The organism is Thioclava litoralis (assembly GCF_045278885.1).
GTDB lineage: Bacteria > Pseudomonadota > Alphaproteobacteria > Rhodobacterales > Rhodobacteraceae > Thioclava > Thioclava litoralis.
Genome location: NZ_CP135443.1, coordinates 1,129,685 through 1,153,823 on the forward strand (window position 1 = coordinate 1,129,685; position 24,139 = coordinate 1,153,823).

The window sequence follows — 24,139 nt, forward strand, 5'->3', positions numbered from 1 at the left end:
CCAGACCCGTCCCTACGGCCCGTCGTGATGCGAGCGGGTCGGGCCTGGTCCCCGCCGCCTTGGAGGACATCGCCCCCACAAGGCAGGGGACGGAAAGGCGGCTGCCGCCAAGGGCGGCAAGGTTTTATGTCATGTGATCTCGTGCAGCAGCGCTTCGGCCTGTTCTAGGACGGTTTGAATAGCTTCTTTCGATAGGTCAGGAGGATAGCCGTATTTCCGAAGAATGCGTCGTACGAGAATCCGCATCTTGGCCCGCGCACTTTCCTTCTTGTGCCAGTCGACCGTAGCGTTGCGGCGCACTTGATCTAGCAATTCATGGGCTATGATACGTAGTTGCTCATTCCCCATTGCTTCAACGGCGGTGTCGTTTTGTGCCAAAGCATCATAGAACGCCAGTTCATCATCTGACATCCCTTCAGCTTCACCGCGCATGGCGGAGGCTTTGACGTCTTTAGCGATATCAATAAGGGCTTGAATCATCTCGACCGTCGAGATGGCGTTGGCATGGTAACGGGCGACGGCTTCCTCAAGTCGCTGGCTGAATGCACGGCTTTCAACAACGTTGCGCTTGGTTCGGCTCTTAATTTCTCCGTTGAGCAGCTTCTTGAGCGCTTCCAGAGCTAGATTTTTTCGCTCCATAGATTGAACTTCCAGCAGGAAGTCATCTGAAAGGATGGAAATATCCGGGGTCTGGATACCGGAAGCCTTCAAGATATCGACGATTTCGGCGTCGGCGACGGCCTTGTTAACAAGTTGCTCTATCGCAAAGTTCTTTGCCCGTGACGACAGTTTGCCTTTCGCTGATGTCTTGGCCATCGCCGCGCGAACAGCTTGGAAAAAACCAATTTCATCCTTCACAGATTTTGCGAGGTCGCTGGAAGATGCGAGCGCAAAAGCACGTGACATTTCAAGACTGGCATCCTGAAAGCGTGATAGCTGCTTCTTCTTTTCAGCTTCTGTCGACGCGGTTTGAGCCTTGTTGGTCTGCTGACCAACGATCCAGTCAACGGCATCGCCTAAGGCCTTCAATCGGGCTTGTGCGCTGCCGCTGAGCCCCAGGCTGTAGTCGTGGCCGTTGAACATGCTACGCACTACATCGAGCTTCTCGGCGAGCAAGGCGACCGCCTGCTCTTCGTCAATTCCGGTTCGCTCTCGATCCGCATCAGAGTACTGCGAAAGCGCATCCTTAAGGTTCTGGGCGATGCCGATGTAATCGACCACCAGCCCGCCCGGCTTGTCTCTGAAAACTCGGTTGACGCGTGCAATGGCCTGCATCAGACCGTGCCCGCGCATAGGCTTGTCGACATACATTGTGTGCATACTTGGTGCATCGAAACCCGTCAGCCACATGTCTCTCACGATCACAAGCTTCAACGGATCATCCGGCGTACGCGCGCGTTTGGCCAAGTCGTCTCGGCGCTTCTTGTTGCCGATGTGCTCCTGCCATTCCAGAGGATCGGATGCTGAGCCGGTCATAACAACTTTTACGGCTCCAGCTTCATCAGCGTCCGAGTGCCATTTCGGACGCAGCTTGACGATTTCATTGTAAAGGGCAACGCAGATACGGCGGCTCATGCAAACCGCCATGGCTTTGCCGCCTAAAGCAGCTGTCCTAGCCTCCAAGTGCTCGACCAAGTCCGCGGCGACCTGCTTCAGGCGCTTATCTGCGCCGACGAGCGCTTCAACCGTGCTCCACTTGGCTTTAGCCTTTTCCTGCTCCGATAGGGTATCGTCTTCCAGGATGGCGGCGATTTCTTCATCAATCTTGGGCTTTTCGTCTTCGTCCAACTCGATGCGAGCCAAGCGACTTTCATAGTAGATGGGAACCGTAGCTTTGTCCTCGACCGCTCTCGTGATGTCGTAAATATCAACATAGCCGCCGAAAACTGCAGGTGTGTTTACATCGGCAGTCTCAATTGGAGTGCCGGTAAAGCCAACAAATGAGGCGTTCGGAAGTGCCTGCCGGACGTAGTGAGCATACCCGTACTTTCGTTCGCCAGTCTTGGCGCTCACTTTGGCATTCAGTCCATATTGGCTTCTGTGCGCTTCATCGGCGATCACGATGACGTTGCGGCGATCAGTCAATGCAGGAAAGCGCTCCTCCCCCTTCTCGGGAGCGAATTTCTGCATAGTCGTGAATATTACCCCGCCGGATTGGCGCTCTAAAAGCTCGCGTAGCTCATCCCGGCTCTCAGCATGTTCTGGGGTTTGCCGGATCAGGTCCTTAGTGGTCGCGAACGTTTGGAACAGTTGGTCGTCGAGGTCGTTTCGGTCCGTGAGTACAATCAGGGTAGGGTTCTGAAGCTCGGGGCTTCGAACCAGCAAGCCCGCAAAAAAGGCCATAAGCAGCGACTTCCCGGAGCCCTGAGTATGCCAGATTACACCGATGCGACGATCACCCTCAGGCTTTGAAGCCTCGACTGCGTTCGCCAAGGCTTTTCGTGCGCCGAAAAACTGGTGGTAGCCGGCGATAATCTTGAACGGGCCGTCGCCTGTGTCACCAAATACGGTAAAATCCCGTAGCAGCTCCAAGAAGCGGGCCTTGTCGAAAACGCCCTTCAGCAGCGTCTCCATCTCCTGAGGGCCTTCAGGGGTAAAGTCCTCCGCAGCACCAGTTACAGAACGCCATGGCATGAACCGCTCTTCATTGGCCGTCAGTGAGCCGATCCGCGCCAGCAAACCATCTGAACTGACTAAAACGGCGTTTGTTCGAAATAAAGATGGGATCTGCTGCTTGTAGGTTTGAAGCTGGGCGAAGGCATCTTCGATCGTAGCAGCCTCGCTTGCAGCGTTCTTCAGCTCGATCACCGCCACCGGCAAGCCGTTTAAGAACACAACCAAGTCAGGGCGCCGCTTGTACTTCCCCTCAATCACGGTGAACTGGTTGGTCACCAACCAGTCGTTGGCCTGCGGATCCTCGAAATCGACAAGCCAAACCTTGTCACCCCGGATCGTGCCGTCTTCCGCTTTGAACTCCACATCCACTCCATTGACCAGAAGCGCATGTATGCGTCGGTTCTCTTCGGTCAGGCTTTGCGAGGCTGCGCCAGTGATCTGGCGCAACGCGTCTTGGCAAGCACCTTCGGGAATGTGGGGGTTCAGACGCGTGACGGCTTTTTCCAGTCGTCCGACTAGTAAAACATCACCAAATGATGCTCGTTCGGAATGTGTCCCGTCGGGGGAAATCACGTCTGCGCCTAGATAGGGTATGCCCTGTTCTTGCAAAATGGCCAAAGCAGCCTGTTCTACGAGGTCTTCGCTAATCATGCTGACCCTCTACTGAGACACTTTAAAAAAGCTGGTTTGGGTTTTTTTCTCAAAATCAAGAATATTTTTCGCTCGATACTCCTCCTCAAAAATATTCGTCAAATCCTGGGCCAACTTTTTCCCGTTCACTCCAGCGCCAATCAGTAAGCCAAGTTGCCGCGAGATTTCTGTTCTAATCCGCGCCTTAGATGAATCTTTCAACACCCAGTCGATACTTTCATTCTCCAAGTAGTTTTTCATCACTTTCTCGGAAATATCGTTCGGGTCTGCATCAATGTTCGCAGATTCAAATGTGTGCTTGAGTAGGTTTGAGATCCGCTCTCGTATCGGCGTATCGGAAGGACTAGGCGGTAACATTTCAGCGACTTTGGATTGATCCGCCTTTTTACGTTCCTGTTCGGCTTTTTTATCGGCCTCTTCCTGTCTCTTCCTTAGCTGCGCTTCTTCTTCGTCTTCTCGTATTGATCGCTGAAGCCAATCGTTGCAGTACTGCGCTGCACCGAACGGATCAGGGAAAAGGCTTCCGTGATGAATGTTCATTTTTCGTAGCATGGCCAAACATTCTTCACGATCTCTATTCGGAATATGGATCTTGCACAAATAAGAGGACAAGCGCTTGGCTGTGTCATCAGCTGGAAATTCGAAGCCGTCATCTTCAGTTGGGTTGTCAACAAATCCATCAAAGTCAATTGCTGAGCTATCTTGCAGGGCATTGATAATGTAAGTCTCGAGGTTTTCGCGCCCAGCTGGCGTGAGAGTAAACAGCCCCGCTTGGTTGACTAAGCGGGCATTATCGTTTGATTTTGGCTCCACAAACAATTGAGGCAGCTCCGCCTTCAGCCTTGTCAAATCCAAACAGTAAATAGCCCTGCTTGGATTGTCTTCGCCATCGTCGTCGGCCTCACTAAAGGCAAAGTACAATGACACGAAAGGTGACTTTGACCAATCCAGAAGCGGTGTCGCTAGGCCGACGTGTTGGCCATATGCCCAGATTTCGGTTTCGTCGGTAGCCGTGAAATCTGGCCCCCTTCCACGCATAGCGAGGCGGAAGTTCTCAAGCAACTGATCGCGATCGCCTTCTCGTATGACACCATTTGGAAACTTGCGGGCAAGCGTCGGCGACAGCGGCCAAGAGAACCCTCGCTGACCTCGATACACCATTTCCAACTTCGCACGGTTATGTTCACGGTTTCTCATAACATCGACGAAATGCGTCCAGCTTTCCACCCTGCAACTGGGCAGCAAACCATCAACTTTGTTGTTTGGCACCGCGAACTCGGGCCAGACTGGCAGGGAGAGATAGTAAGGGCGCGTACGCGTTGCCTCTGTCCGCCAATCTTCAAGTAGTTTTAGAATGCTTGGCTCTGTCAGCTCAGCTGCTGCTAAAAATCCTGCAGTACCGCTTTCTGGAGAGGCGCCCACTAATTCTGCTTGAAGCATTTTGGCGACTAATTTTGCTGCCGGTTCGAGTTTCGCATCCCCGTCCATTAACAAAACAGCTTGGTCATCCAAGATATCTAATATTTTCTGAGCATAATTCGTCTCTTGTGCATTGGGCTCTCGAAGACCCAACAAGACGGCGCCGGGCGACAGCGACATGATGCCCGAGGGTGCCTTGCTCAATAAATACTCTCGAACTCCCACTCTCATGCTACGCCCTCCTCTTCGACCAACCGGATTTCGCCGGACATGAGTTTGGGAAGGAGGAGGTCTCGGGTAGCGGCGAGAGTTTGGTTTTCTTTTTCATTGTTTGCGACCATCTCGAACATCGGAGCCAAGAACTTCTCTAACGATTGCCAAACTGGTTCGGGCGCATCCGAGATGGGGAGACGCTTTAGGTCGCTTGGGTAAATATGGGGTTGTGCCGCGCCCTGCTGCATCGAGTAGATTTCGTCCTGACGTGACGAAAGCAACGCGTAGATCGTGAACAGGTAATCTGTCTGCTCACGGCTGATGAATGAGCAGTCAGACGCCCAAATGTCTTGATGGTACAAGCGCACGAACCCGGCATTTGCTCCCGAGGCGCTCGCCGTGATCACAGGGCCAGTAACGTTGGGTGTGCTGTGATAGTAGGCAGGATTCAAGCCACCAGCGACCACCGGCACATCGCCGGGCACAACAGTTTTCTTGGTGATGTTGCGACCTTTGCGTGGCTCCACAACATCTCCGAGCGTTCTTTTCTGCCACCCTTCCGGCAGGCCGTTGTCTCCGAAGCTGTCGGGGAAGAGGGCGGCGACAGGGGTGGCTTGGGTCGGGTCGGGGAGGAGGCCTCCGAGGATAGCGCCGGGGTCGGTTTCGCCTGCGGCCTTGCGGCGGGTGGGGCCGAAATCGACGAACCAATCCCGAAAGACCGCCCGCGCCATCGCCTCCAACGTCTCATTCATCCGCCAGTTCAGTTCGATCTTGTCGTCGAGAGGGGCAATCATATCAAGTATCGCCTGTTGTTCAGAGATACTCGGCAAGAGAATTGGAAAAGTCTTCAAATAGGCGACATTTGTTTTCGGAACGCCTGTCGCTTCAGCATCGCGGATGATCTTGGATATGCTGGAGGGAGATGAAACATAGTAATACACGTACTTTGGGATCGCCTTCCTACAATCTACAGAGATTTTCATCTGATTGGACGACAAAAGGTACTCTTTGAATTTTGAGCTCTCGGAGATAAAGCCAGTTTGGCCCAAGGTGCCCTTCTTGGTAAAAACTATATCCCCTTGACGACAGATGCTTCTTGCGAGCTTTTCTGTGAGTTCGCGACTAACGAAAACAAATTCGTTTTCTTTGAGGTATGAGGGCCCAATCGACAGGTTGGAGCCGCGCAAAACGGGCACACCCTCTTCAACGTACTCTGAAGCAGGCAAATTCGATCCGAAAGGGCCATCAACCAAGCCGCCACGTGAAGGGTTGGCGATGCTCCCAAGCGTTTCCTCACAGAAACCCTTCATAACTCACTCCAAAGCTTGTGCCGGATTTTGTCGCTGATCCTTGATTGCTCAAGGAGCTGCTCATGAAGTTGGTTTCTGAGAGACTCAAACTTCTCCGCGAATGGCACGCCGTCATCCTCTTCATCCGCCGCGCCAACGTAGCGGCCGGGCGTCAGGACGTAGTCATGCTTGCGGATCAACTCCAGCTTAGCACTGGCGCAGAAACCGGGCTCGTCCTTGTAGGACAGCTCCGGCGTCTTTGCTCGCCAACGGTGGTAGGTATCGGCGATCTTGGCGATCTCTCTATCGTCGAAGTCGCGACGAACACGGTCGACCATGTGGCCCATCTGACGTGCGTCGATGAACAGCACCTCACCTTGCCGATCACGGTGTCCATTGGCGGATTTATCGTTTGCCAAAATCCAGAGGCAGGCAGGGATTTGGGTCGAGTAGAACAGCTGCCCAGGCAGGGCGACGATGCAGTCGACTTTGCCCGCTTCGATCATCGCCTTGCGGATGTCGCCTTCGCCCGATTGCTGGGATGACATAGAGCCATTGGCCAGCACCACGCCTGCCGTACCGCGCGGAGCCAAGTGATGCAGGATATGCTGTAGCCACGCGTAGTTGGCGTTCCCCTTCGGCGGCGTTCCGAACTTCCAGCGCCCATCTTCGGCCAACCGTTCACCGCCCCAGTCCGAGATGTTGAAAGGCGGGTTGGCCAATATGTAGTCGGCGCGCAGGTCAGGTAGTTCATCGCGGATAAACGAGCCTTCGTTGTTCCACTTGATCTCGGCGTCGATGCCCTGCACAGCGAGGTTCATCATCGCCAAACGCCAGGTCGTATGGTTGATTTCCTGTCCATAGACCGAGATGTCATCGCGGCGGCCACCGTGATCTTCGATGAAGTTCTCAGATTGGATGAACATGCCGCCCGATCCGCAGCAGGGGTCATAGACGCGGCCTTGCTTCGGCTCCAACATGGACACGAGCGTGCGCACGACGGAACGCGGCGTGAAAAACTCGCCACCGCGCTTACCTTCTGAGGAGGCGAAGCCAGACAAGAAGTACTCGTAGACCCGGCCAAGGAGGTCGCGGGCTTCAGAAGAAGCCCCGCGCATATCGATCTTGGAGAACAGGTCGAGCAGATCGCCAAGCATTTCCTTGTTCAGCGTGGGACGAGCATAGTTCTTGGGGAGAACGCCCTTGAGCTTTTCGTTGGCTGGTACTTTCTCGATGGCCTCCATGGCGTCATCAATCAACCTGCCGATATTCGGATCGCGCGCCTTGTCGCGAAGGTGAGTCCAGCGAGCTTCGGGTGGCACCCAGAAGATATTCTCTGCAAGATACTCTTCAGGGTCGTCCGCATCCGCGTATTCATCGGCGGCTAGCTGGGCATAGTAGGTCTCAAAGGCTTCAGAGATGTACTTGAGGAAGACCAGACCAAGCACGACGTGCTTGTACTCCGACGGTTCAAGGTTCCCACGAAGCCGATCAGCTGCTTTGAAAAGGTCAGCTTCAAAGCCCAAGTCGGTGGTTTGAAGGCTCATCGGATTGTCTCGATCTTCGGCTTTGACGTGAAGGACATGCAGGCGGCTGACGTCCATGCGACGACAATGCTCACGAGGGTAATGACCGCGGAGGCAGCCGCTGCCAGTTGGGGGCCTTCGTTGAGGAAGAAGATGCTAAACCCTGCCCACCCAAGCCCGGCAACTGCACAGGCTGCGATAGCCAGCTGAAAGCACCGATTGCGGGCCTGATCTAAGCGCCGCGCACTGGATTGAGCGCGCGCTTGGGCGAGAACCTTGCGCGCCTCCGCTAAGATGATGTTCTGCATCACTAATCCTTCCTCAATGTCTTGAAGTACGCATCCATGCGGGCAGGGTTGAGCCCTCCCTCGCGCAATATTTCGTCAAAGACGTACTGTACCACGTCTGATTCATAGTCCGGGCTAGGGGTCTGCCCCTCTTCGATGAAGTGCTCGCGCACAGCTATCACTGCTGCTTTGAGCGCGTCGCGCATCTCAGGGCCGGTTCTGGCTCCTTCGCCAGTCAGGAGCCAAGAGATGTTCACGTCGTATTTGTCAGCGATGCCAAGAGCGACGGCCAACGGAAGCTCGCGAATCCCGAGCTCATAGTTCTTGTAAGCACGATCAGAGAGGCCGAATTCGGCTCCAAAAGCTGCCTGAGATAGCCCAGTCGCCTTTCTGATTGCCGATAAACGCTCTTGCAGACTGCTCATTGTTACCCTATGGTATCAAATGTTACTAATATTCGCGAACGAGTCACAATCGTACCGCTTCATTCCCAATCGTAGCTGATCGTTCCTAGTTCGCCAAGAAAATGGAGAGCGTTTTGCAAGGATTTCAGACTCCACGTGAGCTCGCCACTACTTCTGGATGGCCCGAAAAGACGATCCGTAGCCTCATTGCATCGAATGAGCTACGCCATCTTCGCTTGAATAATCGGTTCTTCGTGCCCGATGGAGCCCTCGACGAATTTATCGAGCGGAAGATGATTGTCCCAGTGGCTCTGCACGAGCGTGAGGACCAATCATGAGCGTGGCTGATCAGTCTCTTCACTGTCGGATAATGCGAAGCCCGTTGCATATGCGGGGCAACTCTCTCTCGAGCGAAGCCTGCCCCAGCCAGTCTATCTCGGCTAAAGATGCAACTAAGATGGCGCTGTAGGAGGGTAAGTTATGCTGCGAGATATCCAGCTGATTTCCACTCAGCAATTGGCAGAGCATCTTGGCTACGATACGGCCTCGACTTCTTTCTATGAATTCTGCCGTCATCTTCGCATAGCACCAGTGCCTGGTCGGAGAGGGTGGTACGATCCCAAGTTGGTGCGTTCGAGGCTGGATCAGGCGCAAGGCATGGATCAGATCTCCAGCAATGTGAGCACTCGCTCTCGGAATTTGGTTGCAGAAAGGAGAGCCCGCCTTGGTAAAGCGTAGTCTTCCCAAAGGAGTCCACAGGGTCCGTCGGAAACTTAAGTGCGGAGCAAAATACCACTTCTACGCGTGGCGAGGCGGCCCTAAGTTCTGGGAGGATGTCATACCTTACCCCGTGGAGCCTGAGTTTTTCCAAGCGTTCTCTGCTTGCACAGCTCCACAGAAATCCAGCGCCAATCTAGTCGATGATCTGGTAACAGATTGTATCGACCCAGCTGAATCTGCTCAGGTTAAGCCGCTAATCTGAATGCCTCGGCAGGCGTGCGCATGGCAAGAGCCTGATGAGGGCGGCGGTCGTTGTAGAAGGCAATCCAGTCACCGATGACGCGCATCGCGTGCTGGATGCTGTCGAAACGATTTCGATGCACGCATTGCTCCTTCAATGTCCGGATGAAGCGTTCAACCATGCCGTTCTGTTGCGGGCAGTGTGGCGTGATGAACTCCTGCTTCAGCCCGTAGCTGCGGACAATCTTCGTGAAGTGGTGGCTGGTGAAGACCAAACCATTGTCCGAGCGTAGAAGGAACGCCTCCTCGACCTTGCCCAGAGTGCCGAACCTGGCGATCAAGGCATGCTCCAAGGCAGCGCTGGCGGTCGTGGCCTTGCCGGATTTTGACAGGTGCCAGCCCAACAGCTCGCGGGTGTGGCAATCGATCACCAACGCCAGAGAGGCCCAGCCGTCCTTGCCGGTCCAGATGCGGGCAAGATCGGTTGACCAACGTTCGTTCGGCGCCGCGGCAACCGACGGCACGGCCTGAATACGGGGGCGCATGCCCACGGCGCGCTTGCGAACCTGCCAGCCCTTGATCTGAAAGATCCGCTGCACCGTGTTCTTGTTGAAGCCCAGGAGCCAGGCGACCGTGCGATAACCGAAGGACGGTTCCTCCTCGATCATCTTCTTGATCGGCTCGGCGAAGCGGGGATCGACCTTCGGCGCGGCTTTCACCGGCTTGTAATAGACCGTCCGCCTCGGAATGCCGAACCAAGCGCAGAGCTTTGTGATCGACACCACGACGCCCTCTGCCAGGAGGCCCTGCTGAATGCGACGGATCAATTCCCGTCCTGCGCATCCAACAGGGCCTGGAGCTTTTTTCGCGCCCGCAGCTCCAGCATCGCCTCGCCGTAGGCCTCCTGAAGGTCCCGGAGCTGCTTCTCGTATTGCTCGCGGATGTCGAGGGGGTTGGCCCGCAGCGAGTTCTCCATGCCGCGCTTGGCATCATCGACCCAGCCCTCGATCTCGGAGGGTGTGAGGTCGAACGACCGGCTCGCTTCCGACACGGTGGTCTTGCCTTGAATGATCTCGATGACGAGCGCCGTCTTTCGCTTCGCCGTCCACCGTTTGATGCTGTCTTCCATCGTCTTACTCATGGCTACGTTCTCCATTGTAGCATGAGCAGGATTTCAGTGGGTCGATACAAGATTTTCTGAGCAGTGATGCCATGCCGCCTCGGGCTCGCTCGCGGAAGGATGTCGAGCTCTGGGTCAAGAGGTTTCAAGACGAATTTGGTGCAGACCCAACGGCGATGTTTGAAGAACCTGCTTCTCGGGCTGAACTTAATACTTGGCGCAAGCGCTGGATTCATTCACCAAAACAGTACGATATGGCGGGCACTCACGCTGTCAAATTACTGAACTGGGCTGTCGGCGAGGGGCGGCTTAAGGAGCATTACTGCCATAAGCTTAAGAAGCTCTATGTGGCCGATCGCAGCGAGATTGTATGGACACCAGCTGATATCAAGGCGTTCAACAAAGTTGCGCCTCAATGGGTCCAGCGCATCTTGATGCTGGGCTGTGAGACGGGGTTGCGCGTGTCGGATTTGGTGGAGGTTCGGAAGGACCACTTTGAAGACACAGCCCACGGGAAGCGGCTGCGCTTCAAGACCGGCAAACGTGGGCGTGTTGCATATATCCCTGTAACAAATGGTCTTCAGTCGCTCTTGGATGCGACGCCTGAAAGTCAGGAAACGCTTTTGGTAGGGCAGCTTGGTGATCCCCTTCAATCCCGATGGGCATCAAACCAAATCACGAAATGGCGGCGTGAAGCAAAGGTGTCCTCGTGGGAGGATGGGCGAGAAAAAACACTGGCGGACACGCGAGGTACGGCAGCAACGCGTTTGCTCAACGCGGACCTGTCGCTGCGTCAGATTGCAACGCTCATGGGCTGGTCAGTACGTTATGCCGCGCAAGTTATCGAGATCTACGCCCGTGTAAGTCCGGACGAGAGCGACTTGGTTTTGGCGCGTCTGGAAGCTGCAAAAGCGCGTACTCAGCAGCTATAAGTGTAAACGCAACTGTAAACGGCTAGGCCGCTATACTGAAAGGAGTGATGTAAGTGCTTGAAGATAAATGGAGGCGAGTACCGGAATCGAACCGGTGTACACGGATTTGCAATCCGCTGCGTCACCACTCCGCCAACTCGCCAGCCATGTGGTAGTGGGGATCTAACGGATTGTGCGGCCTCGCGCAAGAGGGTGTGACGCCCAAGCAGCATTGATTTTTACTTCTTTGCGTCACGCCAAGGCTCAACTTGCCCCGAATGGCTTTCTATGCAAGTAATGCCGTAACATTCCAGACTGAAGAGTTTAGCAAAATGCAGGACTTCGAAACGCGCCGCGTGGTCATGGTGGACACTCAGGTCCGGCCGAATGATGTGACGAAATTTCCCATCATCGAGGCTATGCTGAATGTCCCGCGGGAGACCTATGTTCCTGATTCCCTGCGGGAACTTGCCTATCTGGGCGAAAATCTCGAGATCGCGCCGGACCGGGTCCTGTTGGAACCGCGCATCTTCGCCAAGCTGCTTGACGCCCTGAACATCCGCTCGAATGACCTCGTTCTCGATCTGGGATGTGGCCTTGGCTACTCTTCGGCGATCATCGCACATCTGGCCGAAGCCGTTGTCGCGGTAGAGGAAGACCCGCTGGCAAAACAGGCCGAACTGACTCTTGGTCAAGCGGAAGTCGACAATATTGCAGTCGTGCATAATGCCCTGCCGCAGGGCGCACCGCAGCACGGGCCTTTCGACGTGATCATGATTGAAGGGGCTGTCGAAGAAGTGCCCGACACCATCCTCGAGTCGCTGAAAGAAGGCGGGCGCATCGGGACCGTTTTCATGGAGAACAACCTGGGCATCGCACGTATCGGCATCAAAACCGATGGGGTCGTCAACTGGCGCGATGCGTTCAATGCCGCAGCCCCTGTTCTGAGCGGCTTCCGGCAGGTTTCGCGCTTCAGCCTTTAATGCGACCCCGCTACGGGCGCTGAACAGGCCGTTTATAAATATAAAGACAGCCCATGCCGTCAGGCCGGGCTCATAACATGACAAAGGCATGGCGGGCACGATGTTGAAATCACTTCTTCTGGCGACAGGCATTACGGGCTTCATGGTTGCAGGATCGGTCACGGCACAGGCGGAAACGCTCGCGGATGCAATGATCTCTGCCTACAAGACCTCGAACCTCCTCGAACAAAACCGTGCCACGCTACGGGCCGCCGATGAAGGGGTGGCGCAGGCCGTCGCGGCGCTGCGCCCTGTTGTGCAATGGACCGCCAGCTATGGCTGGACCAAATCCGAAGGCGTATCGTCGCTGACGGGGCGGGATGTCACCAGCGAGGGGTCCTCGGCCACGACTGCCCTGAGCGCCTCGATCACGCTGTTCGATTTCGGTCGCAACCGGTTGACGATCAGCTCGCAGAAGGAAGCGGTTCTGGCCACGCGCGAAACCCTGCGTTCGATCGAACAGCAGGTGCTTCTTGCAACAGTTCAGGCCTATTCCGACGTGAAGAGTGCGCAGGAGCAGGTTGCCATCAACCAGAACTCGGTGCGCGTGCTGCAAGAAGAGCTGAATGCCACCAATGACCGGTTCGACGTGGGCGAAGTGACCCGCACCGACGTGTCGCTGGCCGAGGCGCAGCTGGCCTCGGCACGGGCCTCGCTGGTCAGTGCGCAAGGCTCGCTCGAGACGGCCCGCGAATCCTATAAGGCCTCGACCGGCCATTATCCGGGCAAGCTTGCGCCTTTGCCGCCTGCGCCCAACCTGCCGAAGTCGCGGGACGAGGCCTCCAGCACGGCACAGCGCAACCATCCCGCCATCAAATCCCTGCAGCATTCTGTCGCCATGTCGGAGATTGCGGTCAAATCGGCCAAAGCCGAGAAGCTGCCGGAAATCACCGGTTCGGTCTCGCTGTCCAATGACGAGGGCGGCTATGTCGGGCAAGCGGCGAGCATCGGCATGACCCAGACGATCTATTCCGGCGGCACGCTGGATTCGGCCTATCGTCAGGCCGTGGCCAGCCGCGACTCCTCCCGTGCCGAATTGCGTCAGGAGGCCGTTGATGTGGTGCAGGCCGTGCTGACATCCTATGCCTCGATCGACGTCTATCGCGCCCAGATCCGCGCCTATGACGAACAGATCCGTGCCGCACAGGTGGCCTATGACGGCGTCAAGGAAGAAGCCACGCTCGGGGCCCGCACCACGCTGGACGTTCTCGATGCGGAACAGGACCTTCTGGACGCGCGTGCCAACCGGATTACCGCCGAGGCCGATTTGCAGGTAGCGTATTATCAACTATTATCTAATATGGGTTTGCTAACGGTGGAAAACCTGAAGCTGGGGATCCCGACCTATGATCCGGCCGCATATTACAACGCTGTGCATAATGCGCCGCTGACCAGCATCCGGGGCGAAAAGCTTGACAAGGTCCTTCGGGCCATCGGCAAGCAGTAAAGGCGCCACCACCGTTCCGCGGGCCCGCCACCGGGCCCGCCTTAGTGTGAATGTACGGATCCGGGTGGCGCAGTTTCTATCCGGGTCGCCTGCCGGATTGGAGACATAATGGCCGAGCCCGAGAAAAAGATCGAAATCGAGGATGTTCTGTCCTCCATTCGCCGCCTTGTCGCGCAAGACCCCATTCCGCCGCGCAGTGCCCCCACGCCCGTCGCCCCCCTCACAGCGCCGGAAGAGGCGCTGCTTCTGACTCAGTCCGACCGCGTCGAAGATGAAACGCCTTCTCTTGGTGCCATTGATCCAGCCCCGCTGCCGGACGCGCCGATAGCCGAAGAGACATTTGACCATGTGTCTCCCTTCGCGTCGCCTGCACCGGATAGCGCCGAATTCGATGCGATCGAAAGCGCGGAAGAGGCTGGCTTCGCTCTGTCTTCGCATGCGACCTCTCCCGATGAGGCCAGCCTCGATCAGGATTGGGAAGCCGTGCATCATGCCGCCCCCGGCACACGCGACGCTGTTGAGCCGCAGGACATGCCGTTTGACACCACAATCGATGAAGCCACGGATGCGGCTTTGGACGTGCTGCAACTGGAGCCGCATATGCGCGCCCCCGAACCGGCAATGCCGACGATGCCCGTGACACCGACATCGGCATCGGATCAGGGCGATTTCGAGCCTGACGAGGGCGATGCCGCCCCGCTTTCCGGTGCCTTGACGGCCTTCGGTCACCCCGAGGAAGAGGCCGCAGCCCCCCTGCCCTCGATGCATTTCGACGCGTTCGACACCGGAGAGGACGCGCCAGAACCTGCTGAGGACGCCTCCGTTGAGGATGCCCCCGTTGCCGCGCAGACGCGCCACCCGTCCTTCGCCACCGAGACGGGTGCCGAGGCCGAGACATATTCTGCCTGCATCGAAGACCATGCGGACGTGCCAGCGGCCATGCCAGCACCTGTCATGGCCCCGAGCACAGACAGCGGCATCGATCCGGAACGTGTTCCCGATTGCGATCCGGCAGAGGAGAGTCTCCACGCATCTGCTGCTGTCGAAGCCCCCCTGCCGGAAGATCCGGATCTGGCAGAGACCGCCTGGACCGCCCCTCATGACGCGGATCGGGAAGATGCAGACTGGCCTCCGGCAGAAGAGCTTCCGCCAGAGCTTGAGGCCGCCTCAGAAGCCCTGAGTGACACCATCTCCGAAACGGCGGAAATGGCCGTTCTGCACGAGGCGACCCGCCGCCTGCATCTGCACACCCCCGAGGGAGAGATCACCCCGACCGAAGAAGCCCGTCCCGTCCTGACACAGCCTGCGGGAGGTGATGCCGCAGCGGTCTTTGACGAAGAGGCCCTGCGCCAGATGGTGGGCCGCATGATCCGCGCCGAACTGCAGGGCGCGTTGGGGGAACAGATCACCCGCAAGGTCCGCCGCCTCGTCCGGCAGGAAATCAACCGTGCGCTGATTGCGCGCGAGTTTGATTGAACCGCCCGATCGCACCGTCAGGATGAATTACGTCAACACTCCTGCCCCGAGATTTCCTTGCGACACTCGGGACAGGAGAGTATAGGCAAGGCATGACTCGGATTTTTGACATTACGGAACGTATTCGCCTGCGCGAACGCTTCTACGGCGAAAGCCGCTCGGTCCTCGCACGACTTTGAGGATTTGTCCTTTTGGGCACCGGTTCGGCATGCCCAAGCTCGAGTAATTCCACAGCTATCCCTATGAAAGTGAGAGCCATGTCTGCTCCGAAGACCCTCTATGACAAGATCTGGGACGCCCATGTTGTGTCCGAAGACGAAGACGGCACCTGCCTGCTGTATATCGACCGCCACCTCGTCCACGAAGTGACCAGCCCGCAAGCGTTTGAAGGCCTGCGTATGGCAGGCCGCCAAGTGCGCGCGCCGGAAAAGACCATTGCCGTGCCGGACCATAACGTGCCGACCACGACGGACCGCGCCTCGGGTGTGATCAGCAACGAAGAATCGCGCATCCAGCTGGAAGCGCTGGATAAAAACGCCAAGGACTTTGGCGTGAACTACTATCCGGTGTCGGATGTCCGTCAGGGCATCGTGCATATCGTCGGCCCCGAAAACGGCTGGACCCTGCCGGGCATGACCGTTGTCTGCGGCGATAGCCACACCGCGACCCATGGTGCGTTCGGTGCGCTGGCGCATGGGATCGGCACCTCGGAAGTGGAACATGTTCTGGCGACGCAGACGCTGATCCAGAAGAAATCCAAGAATATGAAGGTGGAAATCACCGGCAAGCTGAAGCCGGGCGTGACCGCCAAGGACATCACCCTTGCGGTCATCGGCGCCACCGGCACCGGCGGCGGCACCGGCCATGTCATCGAATATTGCGGCGAAGCGATCCGCTCGCTCTCGATGGAAGGCCGTATGACCGTGTGTAACATGGCCATCGAAGGCGGTGCGCGCGCAGGTCTGATCGCCCCCGATGAGACTACCTTCGACTATGTCAAAGGTCGCCCGCATGCCCCCAAAGGCGCTCAGTTCGAGGCTGCTCTGAACTGGTGGAAGACCCTCTTCACCGATGAGGGTGCGCATTTCGACAAGGTCGTCACGCTGAAAGGCGAGGACATCGAGCCGGTCGTGACTTGGGGCACCTCGCCCGAAGACGTTCTGCCGATCTCGGGCGTTGTTCCTGCCCCCGAAGATTTCAAGGGCGGCAAGGTCGAAGCGGCGCGTCGCTCGCTGGACTATATGGGCCTTGAACCCGGCACCAAGCTCGAAGATATCGCGATTGACGTCGTCTTTATCGGCTCCTGCACCAATGGCCGTATCGAAGACCTCCGCGCCGCGGCCGAAGTCCTGAAAGGCCGCAAGATCGCTGAGGGCGTGCGCGCCATGGTCGTGCCCGGTTCCGGTCTGGTCCGTGCGCAGGCCGAGGAAGAAGGTCTGGACAAGATCTTCCTCGACGCCGGTATGGAATGGCGTATGGCGGGCTGCTCGATGTGCCTTGCCATGAACCCCGACCAGCTGGCCGAGGGCGAGCGCTGTGCCTCGACCTCGAACCGCAACTTCGAGGGCCGTCAGGGCTATAAGGGCCGCACCCACCTGCTGAGCCCCGCGATGGCTGCCTGTGCCGCCGTCACCGGCAAACTGACCGATGTGCGCAAGTTCATGGACCTGGCGGACGCATAAGGAGCGACGAGAATGGAAAAGTTCGAAAAATTCACCGGTATCGCCGCCCCCATGCCGCTGGTCAATATCGACACCGATATGATCATCCCCAAGGGCTTTTTGAAGACGATCAAGCGCACCGGCCTTGGCGTGCATGCCTTCGACGAGATGCGCTATAACCGCGACGGCAGCGAGAACCCCGATTTCGTTCTCAACAAGCCGGCCTACCGCGAGAGCCAGATCCTGATCGCGGGCGATAACTTCGGCTGCGGCTCCTCGCGCGAGCACGCGCCTTGGGCGCTGGCGGATTTCGGCATCAAGGTGGTCATCTCGACCTCCTTCGCCGATATCTTCTTCAACAACTCGTTCAAAAACGGGATGCTGCCGATTGTCCTCCCGCAAGAGCAAGTCGACCTGCTGATGAAAGACGCGGAAAAAGGCGCCAACGCGCGGATGACCGTTGATCTGGAAGCGCAGGAAATCTCGACCTCAGAAGGTACTATCGTCAAATTCGACGTGGATCCCTTCAAGAAGCACTGCCTGCTGGAAGGTCTGGACGATATCGGCCTGACGCTGAACAAGGCGGCGGCGATCGACAGCTTCGAGGCCAAGGCCGCACAGTCGCGCCCGTGGGTCTGATTGCGCGAGCCTGACGACAGGCCGACACCGATAAGAAAAGGGCCGCTCCACCGAGCGGCCCTTTTTGTATCTGCCGTAAAGGCTTAGCCCTTGAGAGCTTCGTCCACGGCCTCTTTGAACTTATCCCAAGCCATATTGGAATATTTCTTGCCGTTGATGATAAAGGTCGGCGTGCCGTCAATTGCGTCGGCATTCGCGTTTTTCTGGAACGTCGCCACCATCTGGCGGGCGCGGTTCTGGTCATTCAGGCAGGTTTCGATCTGTTCTTTCGAGAAGCCCGCTTTCAGACCCAGCTTGCGTAGATTGGCCGCGATCGTTGCCTGCTGGCCGTCACCGATCCAGTCCTGCTGGCCATCAAAGATCATGTCCGCGACCGAATAATATTTCATGTCGCCGCCGCATTGGGCCAGAAGCCCCGCCCAAAGGCCGAATTTATCGAAATAGACCTCGCGCATGATAAAGCGCACCTTGCCGGTATCGATATACTCTTTCTTGAGGTTCGCCCAAGAGGTCTCGTGCCAATGCGCGCAGTGCGGACAGGTGAACGACGCATATTCGATGATCGTCACAGGCGCATCCGCCGACCCGATCGGAATGTCGGGCAGGGTTTCAACCGTCGCATCGGGCTTGGCGTCTTCTGCCGAAGCAGGCGTTGCAAAGCCGGTCATCAGGCTCTCGCCACGGCTGCTGATCCATCCCCCCAGTGCAGCCACAACGGCGGCACCGGAAATCCCGAGCAGGAAGGAACGTCTGTTCATTAGTTAACCTTTCTTCTGGTCAGACCGCTTTGCGGACTTCATCAATACATTCTGCGCCAGCATCTCCAGCGCGGATTTCAGATCCGGATCACGGCAATCGGCGGCGGTGGCCTGCGCCTGCGCGCGGATTTCGGGGGTGGGTTCGGGGCGCTTTTTCGGCGCGGCGGTAAATTGCGCCTGCCCGTCGGCAAACCCCGTAGGGGCCGTCTGGGTCAGGGTCACGCGGGAAATGGCGTTATACCCATAGCAGGCATTCACCTTCTCGCGGATACGCGGGATCTGCATCTGCATCATGGGTCCTGCCGCCCCCAGCGTCAGAAGCGTCAGGGTCGCCCCCATCCCGTCGCGGGCATAGCCAATCTTCACGGGGCGGCATTGCGCGGCAATCTCTTCGCCCACGATCTCGGACCAATGGGTCAGCAGTCGCGTCACCGCAAAGCCGCGTGTCTCTCCGACCGAGCGGATACGGTCTTTCAGCAGGCCAGAAGCCGCCTCGAAACCACGCATCCTGCGAGAGGCCATAGGGCTGTAGCCGGTGCCTTTGCCCCGCTTGTCCTTCCCTGTCTCGCTGGTCGTCGTTTTCTTTGCGGCCATCTGTCATTACTCGTGTTCAATGGTTATTTTAGGCACTCCGAGGCCCGATACCAACCACTTGCCGATAAGAGAGCATAAATATTGCGTGACGTAGCCGACATCAGCCCCGCCCTGCTGGCATGGTATGACCGAAATGCCCGCGTTCTGCCATGGCGCACGGGGCCGGAAGATCATGCAAAGGGGCTGCGGACCGCGCCCTATCGGGTCTGGCTTTCCGAGGTCATGCTGCAACAGACCACCGTGGCCGCCGTGCGCAACTACTTCCGCGATTTCACCACGCGCTGGCCCACAGTCACCGATCTCGCGCAGGCCGAGGATGCCGATGTCATGGCCGCTTGGGCGGGGCTTGGCTATTATGCCCGCGCGCGCAACCTGTTGAAATGCGCAAGGGTCGTGGCCTTTGATCTGGGCGGGCAGTTTCCCCGAACCGCGCAGGAATTGCAGGCATTACCCGGAATTGGCCCCTATACGGCGGCAGCGATTGCCTCCATCGCCTTTGACGCACCTTCCACGGTGGTGGATGGCAATGTGGAACGTGTGGTCTCGCGCCTCTTTGCCCTGACCGACCCTCTGCCCGGCACCCGCCCCGAAATTGCGCGGCTGGCGGGGCAGATTACCCCGCAGGACCGTCCGGGGGATCACGCTCAGGCCATGATGGATCTGGGCGCGACCCTCTGCACGCCGCGCAATCCTGTCTGTGCGCTTTGTCCGCTGGAGGCGCACTGCGAGGCCCATGCACAGGGGATCGCGGCAAGCCTGCCCGTCAAGGCTCCGAAAAAGGTCAAACCCACGCGGCGCGGTCATGTCTATGTGCTGATCGGTCCGGCGGGCGAGGTGCTGGTGGAGCGCCGCCCCGACCGCGGGCTTCTGGGGGGAACGCTGGGCTTTCCGACAAGCGACTGGGCCGAAGAGCGCCCCGCCTTTGCCCCGCCTCTGAAGACCGACTGGCAGGAGGCCGCCACAGAGGTGCGCCACACCTTTACCCATTTCCATCTGATCCTCACCGTTCATAGGGGGCTGGGGCATGTGGACGGGATGACCGGCAATAACGCCTTCTCGCCCGATGCCCTGCCCACGCTGATGCGCAAGGTCTGGGAGGCCGCGCAGCCCGCCTGAATGCGGGCGGATTGCGCCTTCGCCAAAGGCCGCTATGCTGGCGCCAAAACCGGAGGCCCGATATGTCCACACGCGAAGAGTTGCGCCAACCCCAGCGCGCCCTGCCCTTCTGGCTGTCCTTAGGCACGGTCCCTCTGGTCCTGATCGAGGCCGCGTTCGGCGGCTGGAGCCTGATCCTTCTGCCGCTTTATGCATGGTGGCTGGTGACCTTCCTAGACAAGATTCTGGGCAAGAATCCGGACCAGCCCGATGTCGACACCCCCGAAGAAGACCTGATCTGGTATCGCGCCATCACGATGGCATGGCTGCCGATCCAGCTCTGCGTGATCTATGGCATGATCTGGTGGGTCACTCATGGCAGCGGGTTGAACCTGTTCGAGATCGTGGCGCTGTTTTTCGGGGTGGGCGTGATCTCGGGAACCATCGGTATGGTTTATGCCCATGAGCTGATGCACCAGAAAGATCGTGTAGAGCGCTGGCTGGCCGATCTGCTGCTGGCCTCGGTGCTGTATTCGCATTTCCGCAGCGAGCATCTGCTGGTCCATCACCTTTGGGTGGGCACGCCCCGCGATGCAGTGACCGCGCGCTATAACGAGGGGTTCCACCGCTACTTCCTGCGGGTGCTGCGCGACTGCCCCCGTTCGGCGCTGGAAGCGGAATGCCATAAGCTTGACCGCGCAGGCCGCCCGCACTGGCACCAGAGCAATCCGTTCTGGCGCTATGCGGGGTTGCAACTGGTGGCGCTTTTGCTGGCCTTCATGGTGGGCGGGCTGTTCGGTGTGGTGCTGTTTGTCCTACAGGCCGTTTTCGCCATCTGGCAGCTGGAACTGACCAATTACATCGAGCATTACGGGCTGACGCGGCGCTATCTGGGCGAAGGTCGCTATGAGCATGTGAAGCCCCATCACAGCTGGAACGCGGCGCATTTCGCCTCGAACTGGCTGCTGATCAACCTGCAGCGCCATTCCGACCACCATTACAAACCCAGCCGCCGCTTTCCGCTGTTGCAGACCTATGCGAAATCCGAGGCCCCGCAACTGCCCTTGGGCTATCCGGCAATGACGACGCTGGCGATGATCCCGCCTTTGTGGCGGCGACGGATGAACCCCCGCGTGCGGGCATGGAGGGCGCAATTCTATCCCGATATCGAGGATTGGTCGCCCTATAATCAGGCGCTGTTTCCCAAACCGCGTTCCTGAACCGCACGGTGCGGCGTCACGACCCGCATCGTTAGATTGATCCGCCCGGGCTGTTTCAGAAGCAGGCTGGTGCCCGCCGCAATCCGGTCCACGCCGTGATAGCGCAGGCGGGCCGCGCCCTCCATCACCACCACATCGCCCGAGCGGAGCCACAGGCTTTCGGTCCTGCCGCCGCGCTCGAGGTTGCCGATGCGGAACAGCGCCTCGTCGCCCAGTGACACCGAGACCACCGGCTGACTCAGGTCGCCCTCGTCGCGGTCCTGATGCATGCCCATCTTTGCCTCCGGCCCGTAGTAATTAAGAAGGCAGGTCTCGGGCGGACGGGCCTGCGGCACCAGTTCTGCCCAAAGCGCGGTCAGAACGGGGGGGATCGGCGGCCAGTCGCTGCCCTGCGGGTGGCGCGGAGCATAGCGATAACCCTGCAAATCGCTCATCCAGCCCCACTGCCCCGCCGAGGTCATCCGCACCGACATTGTCGCGCCCGAAGGCGTCCGCGGCGAGAAAAGTGGCGCCTCACGCAGGATATCGCGCAGATCCGCGACCAGACCGACCTGTTCCTGCGCGCTCAACCATCCTTCATAGACCCGAAAGCCACGCAAGATACGGGGGGCCGGACGGGTATGGCCCACAGCATCTGCCTCATTTGCGGGCGGGTTCGAAAAATCTGTTCGATTCTTGTCATCTTCCGGCATCTGGAAACCTTGCAGCAGCATTTTGCCCTCCTTATATACCTTCCGAAGCCGATTGCAGAGCCCCGGCGACCCGCTCGGGCAAGGCACTCGGACAGCAAAACTGCAAACCCTGGGATGGGAGGCGGGGGCCTTATGGACCTGTTTCCCGACATCGCCAAAAGAAGAGGTATTGATATGGGTAAAGTCATCGGGATTGACCTCGGGACCACCAACTCCTGCGTTGCCATCATGGATGGTTCGCAACCGAAAGTTATTGAAAACTCGGAAGGCGCACGCACCACGCCGTCGATCGTGGCCTATACCGACGACGAACGTCTGGTCGGCCAGCCGGCAAAGCGCCAAGCCGTGACCAACCCCACCAACACGATCTTTGCTGTCAAGCGTCTGATCGGCCGTCGCACCACCGACGCCGAAGTGCAAAAAGACAAGGATCTGGTGCCCTATTCCATCGTTGACGGTGGCAATGGCGACGCATGGGTCGAAGTGAAGGGCGAGAAATACTCCCCCGCACAGGTTTCGGCCGTGACCCTGCAGAAGATGAAAGAGACCGCTGAATCGTATCTGGGCGAGGAAGTGACGCAGGCCGTCATCACCGTTCCGGCCTATTTCAACGACGCGCAACGTCAGGCAACCAAAGACGCCGGCAAAATCGCCGGTCTGGAAGTGCTGCGCATCATCAACGAGCCGACCGCAGCCGCTCTGGCCTATGGTCTGGACAAGAAAGACAGCAAGACCATCGCGGTTTATGACCTTGGTGGTGGGACCTTCGATATCACCATTCTGGAAATCGATGACGGTCTGTTCGAAGTGAAATCGACCAACGGGGACACGTTCCTTGGGGGTGAAGACTTCGATATGCGCATCGTCAACTTCCTCGCCGACGAGTTCAAGAAAGAGCACGGCGTTGACCTGACCAAAGACAAGATGGCGCTGCAGCGTCTGAAAGAAGCGGCTGAAAAAGCGAAGATCGAACTGTCGTCCAGCCAGTCGACCGAGATCAACCAGCCGTTCATCTCGATGGATGCGAAAACCGGCACGCCGCTGCACATGGTCATGAAGCTGACCCGCTCGAAGCTGGAAAGCCTTGTGGGCGATCTGATCAAGAACTCGCTCAAGCCCTGTCAGGCGGCCCTGAAGGATGCGGGCGTCTCCAAAGACGAGATCGACGAGGTCGTTCTGGTCGGCGGTATGACCCGTATGCCGAAAGTCGTGGAAGAAGTGACCAAGTTCTTCGGGAAAGAGCCCCATAAAGGCGTGAACCCCGACGAGGTTGTGGCGCTTGGCGCGGCCATTCAGGCCGGTGTGCTGCAAGGCGACGTGAAAGACGTGGTCCTGCTGGACGTGACGCCGCTCAGCTTGGGTATCGAAACGCTGGGTGGTGTCTTCACCCGCCTGATCGACCGCAACACCACGATCCCGACCAAGAAGTCGCAGATCTTCTCGACCGCGGAAGACAACCAGAATGCTGTGACCATCCGCGTGTTCCAAGGGGAACGCGAGATGGCTGCCGACAACAAGATGCTCGGCCAGTTCAATCTGGAAGACATCCCGCCGGCACCGCGCGGCATGCCGCAGATCGAAGTGACCTTCGACATCGACGCCAACGGCATCGTCTCTGTTTCGGCCAAAGACAAAGGCACGAACAAAGAGCAGAAGATCACCATCCAAGCCTCGGGCGGCCTGTCCGATGAGGACATCGATCGCATGGTGCGCGACGCGGAAGAAAACGCCGAGTCGGATAAAAAGCGCAAGGAGCTGGTCGAAGCAACCAACCAGGGCGAAAGCCTGCTGCACTCGACCCGCAAATCGCTTGAAGACCACGGCGACAAGGTTGATGGCTCGACCGTCGAAGTCATCGAGCTGGCAGCCAATGCGCTGGAAGAGGCTCTCAAGTCGGATGATGGTGCCAAGATCAAGGGCGCAATCGCCAACCTGCAGGATGCGGCAATGAAACTCGGCGAGGCCATCTATAAGGCCGAGCAGGAGAAAGCCGCAGCCGAAGAAGACGCTGAAGAGGCCGATGATAGCCGCTCCCCGAACGATGACGATATCGTTGACGCGGACTTCGAAGATCTCGGCGAAGATCGTAAGCGCAACTGATCGGCTTGGAACAATGTGGACGGGCCCGCTGTTAGGGCG

The 24,139-nt window shown here is 58.0% G+C and carries 20 protein-coding genes and 1 tRNA gene; 9 read left to right on the forward strand and 12 right to left on the reverse strand.

The window, feature by feature from the left end:
• Positions 1 to 129: 129 nt before the first annotated feature.
• The 8 genes from RPE78_RS05620 to RPE78_RS05655 all read right to left on the reverse strand — a co-directional run bounded on the left by RPE78_RS05620 (position 130) and on the right by RPE78_RS05655 (position 10,506).
• Complete coding sequence (locus RPE78_RS05620; protein WP_406721460.1) at positions 130 to 3,267, reverse strand: type I restriction endonuclease subunit R; 3,138 nt, start codon at positions 3,265 to 3,267, stop codon at positions 130 to 132.
• Between the two features lie 9 nt (positions 3,268 to 3,276).
• Positions 3,277 to 4,917, reverse strand: a complete 1,641-nt coding sequence (locus RPE78_RS05625) for an FRG domain-containing protein (RefSeq protein WP_406721461.1) — start codon at positions 4,915 to 4,917, stop codon at positions 3,277 to 3,279.
• Positions 4,914 to 6,209, reverse strand: a complete 1,296-nt coding sequence (locus RPE78_RS05630) for a restriction endonuclease subunit S (protein WP_406721462.1) — start codon at positions 6,207 to 6,209, stop codon at positions 4,914 to 4,916. Before RPE78_RS05630 ends, RPE78_RS05625 begins: the two co-directional genes overlap by 4 nt.
• Positions 6,206 to 7,735 (reverse strand): N-6 DNA methylase, encoded by a 1,530-nt coding sequence (locus tag RPE78_RS05635; protein WP_406721463.1) that lies wholly within the window; start codon positions 7,733 to 7,735, stop codon positions 6,206 to 6,208. Before RPE78_RS05635 ends, RPE78_RS05630 begins: the two co-directional genes overlap by 4 nt.
• Complete coding sequence (locus RPE78_RS05640) at positions 7,732 to 8,022, reverse strand: hypothetical protein (RefSeq protein WP_406721464.1); 291 nt, start codon at positions 8,020 to 8,022, stop codon at positions 7,732 to 7,734. Before RPE78_RS05640 ends, RPE78_RS05635 begins: the two co-directional genes overlap by 4 nt.
• 2 nt (positions 8,023 to 8,024) lie before the next feature.
• Positions 8,025 to 8,426, reverse strand: coding sequence for a helix-turn-helix domain-containing protein (locus RPE78_RS05645; protein WP_406721465.1), 402 nt, complete (start codon positions 8,424 to 8,426; stop codon positions 8,025 to 8,027).
• 944 nt (positions 8,427 to 9,370) lie between these two features.
• A complete protein-coding gene (locus tag RPE78_RS05650) occupies positions 9,371 to 10,192 on the reverse strand; it encodes an IS3 family transposase (protein WP_330628037.1) in 822 nt (273 codons plus the stop codon).
• A complete protein-coding gene (locus RPE78_RS05655; RefSeq protein WP_330628101.1) occupies positions 10,189 to 10,506 on the reverse strand; it encodes a DUF1153 domain-containing protein in 318 nt (105 codons plus the stop codon). The genes RPE78_RS05650 and RPE78_RS05655 overlap by 4 nt, the downstream gene beginning before the upstream one ends.
• 155 nt (positions 10,507 to 10,661) lie before the next feature.
• On the opposite strand from RPE78_RS05655, the gene RPE78_RS05660 reads away from it, so the two are divergent.
• Positions 10,662 to 11,417: a tyrosine-type recombinase/integrase gene (locus RPE78_RS05660; protein WP_406721466.1), complete on the forward strand. Its 756-nt coding sequence runs from the start codon at positions 10,662 to 10,664 to the stop codon at positions 11,415 to 11,417.
• A 68-nt stretch (positions 11,418 to 11,485) separates the two neighbouring features.
• On the opposite strand, the gene RPE78_RS05665 is transcribed toward RPE78_RS05660, so the two are convergent.
• Positions 11,486 to 11,559: transfer RNA gene (locus RPE78_RS05665), tRNA-Cys, on the reverse strand.
• Between the two features lie 169 nt (positions 11,560 to 11,728).
• Between RPE78_RS05665 and RPE78_RS05670 the strand changes: the two genes are divergently transcribed.
• From RPE78_RS05670 to leuD, 5 genes are all read left to right on the forward strand, one after another.
• Positions 11,729 to 12,379: a protein-L-isoaspartate O-methyltransferase gene (locus tag RPE78_RS05670; protein ID WP_339108495.1), complete on the forward strand. Its 651-nt coding sequence runs from the start codon at positions 11,729 to 11,731 to the stop codon at positions 12,377 to 12,379.
• Positions 12,380 to 12,479: 100 nt separating this feature from the next.
• Positions 12,480 to 13,865, forward strand: coding sequence for a TolC family outer membrane protein (locus tag RPE78_RS05675; protein ID WP_406721467.1), 1,386 nt, complete (start codon positions 12,480 to 12,482; stop codon positions 13,863 to 13,865).
• Between the two features lie 108 nt (positions 13,866 to 13,973).
• The gene (locus tag RPE78_RS05680; RefSeq protein ID WP_406721468.1) at positions 13,974 to 15,341 is read left to right on the forward strand and encodes a hypothetical protein; all 1,368 of its coding nucleotides are present in this window, start codon (positions 13,974 to 13,976) and stop codon (positions 15,339 to 15,341) included.
• A 257-nt stretch (positions 15,342 to 15,598) separates the two neighbouring features.
• Complete coding sequence (gene leuC / locus RPE78_RS05685) at positions 15,599 to 17,023, forward strand: 3-isopropylmalate dehydratase large subunit (protein WP_406721469.1); 1,425 nt, start codon at positions 15,599 to 15,601, stop codon at positions 17,021 to 17,023.
• Positions 17,024 to 17,035: 12 nt separating this feature from the next.
• Entirely contained in the window at positions 17,036 to 17,641 is a 606-nt protein-coding gene (gene leuD, locus RPE78_RS05690) for a 3-isopropylmalate dehydratase small subunit (RefSeq protein ID WP_339108499.1), read from the forward strand.
• 83 nt (positions 17,642 to 17,724) lie between these two features.
• On the opposite strand, the gene RPE78_RS05695 is transcribed toward leuD, so the two are convergent.
• On the reverse strand, positions 17,725 to 18,399 hold the full coding sequence (locus RPE78_RS05695; RefSeq protein ID WP_339108500.1) for a DsbA family protein: 675 nt from the start codon (positions 18,397 to 18,399) through the stop codon (positions 17,725 to 17,727).
• Positions 18,400 to 18,402: 3 nt separating this feature from the next.
• The gene (locus tag RPE78_RS05700) at positions 18,403 to 18,921 is read right to left on the reverse strand and encodes a DUF721 domain-containing protein (protein WP_339109451.1); all 519 of its coding nucleotides are present in this window, start codon (positions 18,919 to 18,921) and stop codon (positions 18,403 to 18,405) included.
• 153 nt (positions 18,922 to 19,074) lie between these two features.
• Between RPE78_RS05700 and mutY the strand changes: the two genes are divergently transcribed.
• Together mutY and RPE78_RS05710 are read left to right on the forward strand one after the other, a co-directional pair.
• Complete coding sequence (gene mutY, locus RPE78_RS05705) at positions 19,075 to 20,109, forward strand: A/G-specific adenine glycosylase (RefSeq protein WP_406721470.1); 1,035 nt, start codon at positions 19,075 to 19,077, stop codon at positions 20,107 to 20,109.
• A gap of 62 nt (positions 20,110 to 20,171) precedes the next feature.
• Entirely contained in the window at positions 20,172 to 21,308 is a 1,137-nt protein-coding gene (locus RPE78_RS05710; RefSeq protein WP_406721471.1) for an alkane 1-monooxygenase, read from the forward strand.
• On the opposite strand, the gene RPE78_RS05715 is transcribed toward RPE78_RS05710, so the two are convergent.
• Positions 21,278 to 22,021, reverse strand: a complete 744-nt coding sequence (locus RPE78_RS05715; RefSeq protein WP_406721472.1) for an alpha-ketoglutarate-dependent dioxygenase AlkB family protein — start codon at positions 22,019 to 22,021, stop codon at positions 21,278 to 21,280. The two genes, RPE78_RS05710 and RPE78_RS05715, sit on opposite strands and share 31 nt — an antisense overlap.
• 153 nt (positions 22,022 to 22,174) lie before the next feature.
• Here RPE78_RS05715 and dnaK point away from each other — a divergent pair, with 153 nt between their 5' ends.
• Positions 22,175 to 24,100, forward strand: a complete 1,926-nt coding sequence (dnaK, locus tag RPE78_RS05720) for a molecular chaperone DnaK (protein ID WP_339108504.1) — start codon at positions 22,175 to 22,177, stop codon at positions 24,098 to 24,100.
• Positions 24,101 to 24,139 lie beyond the last annotated feature (39 nt).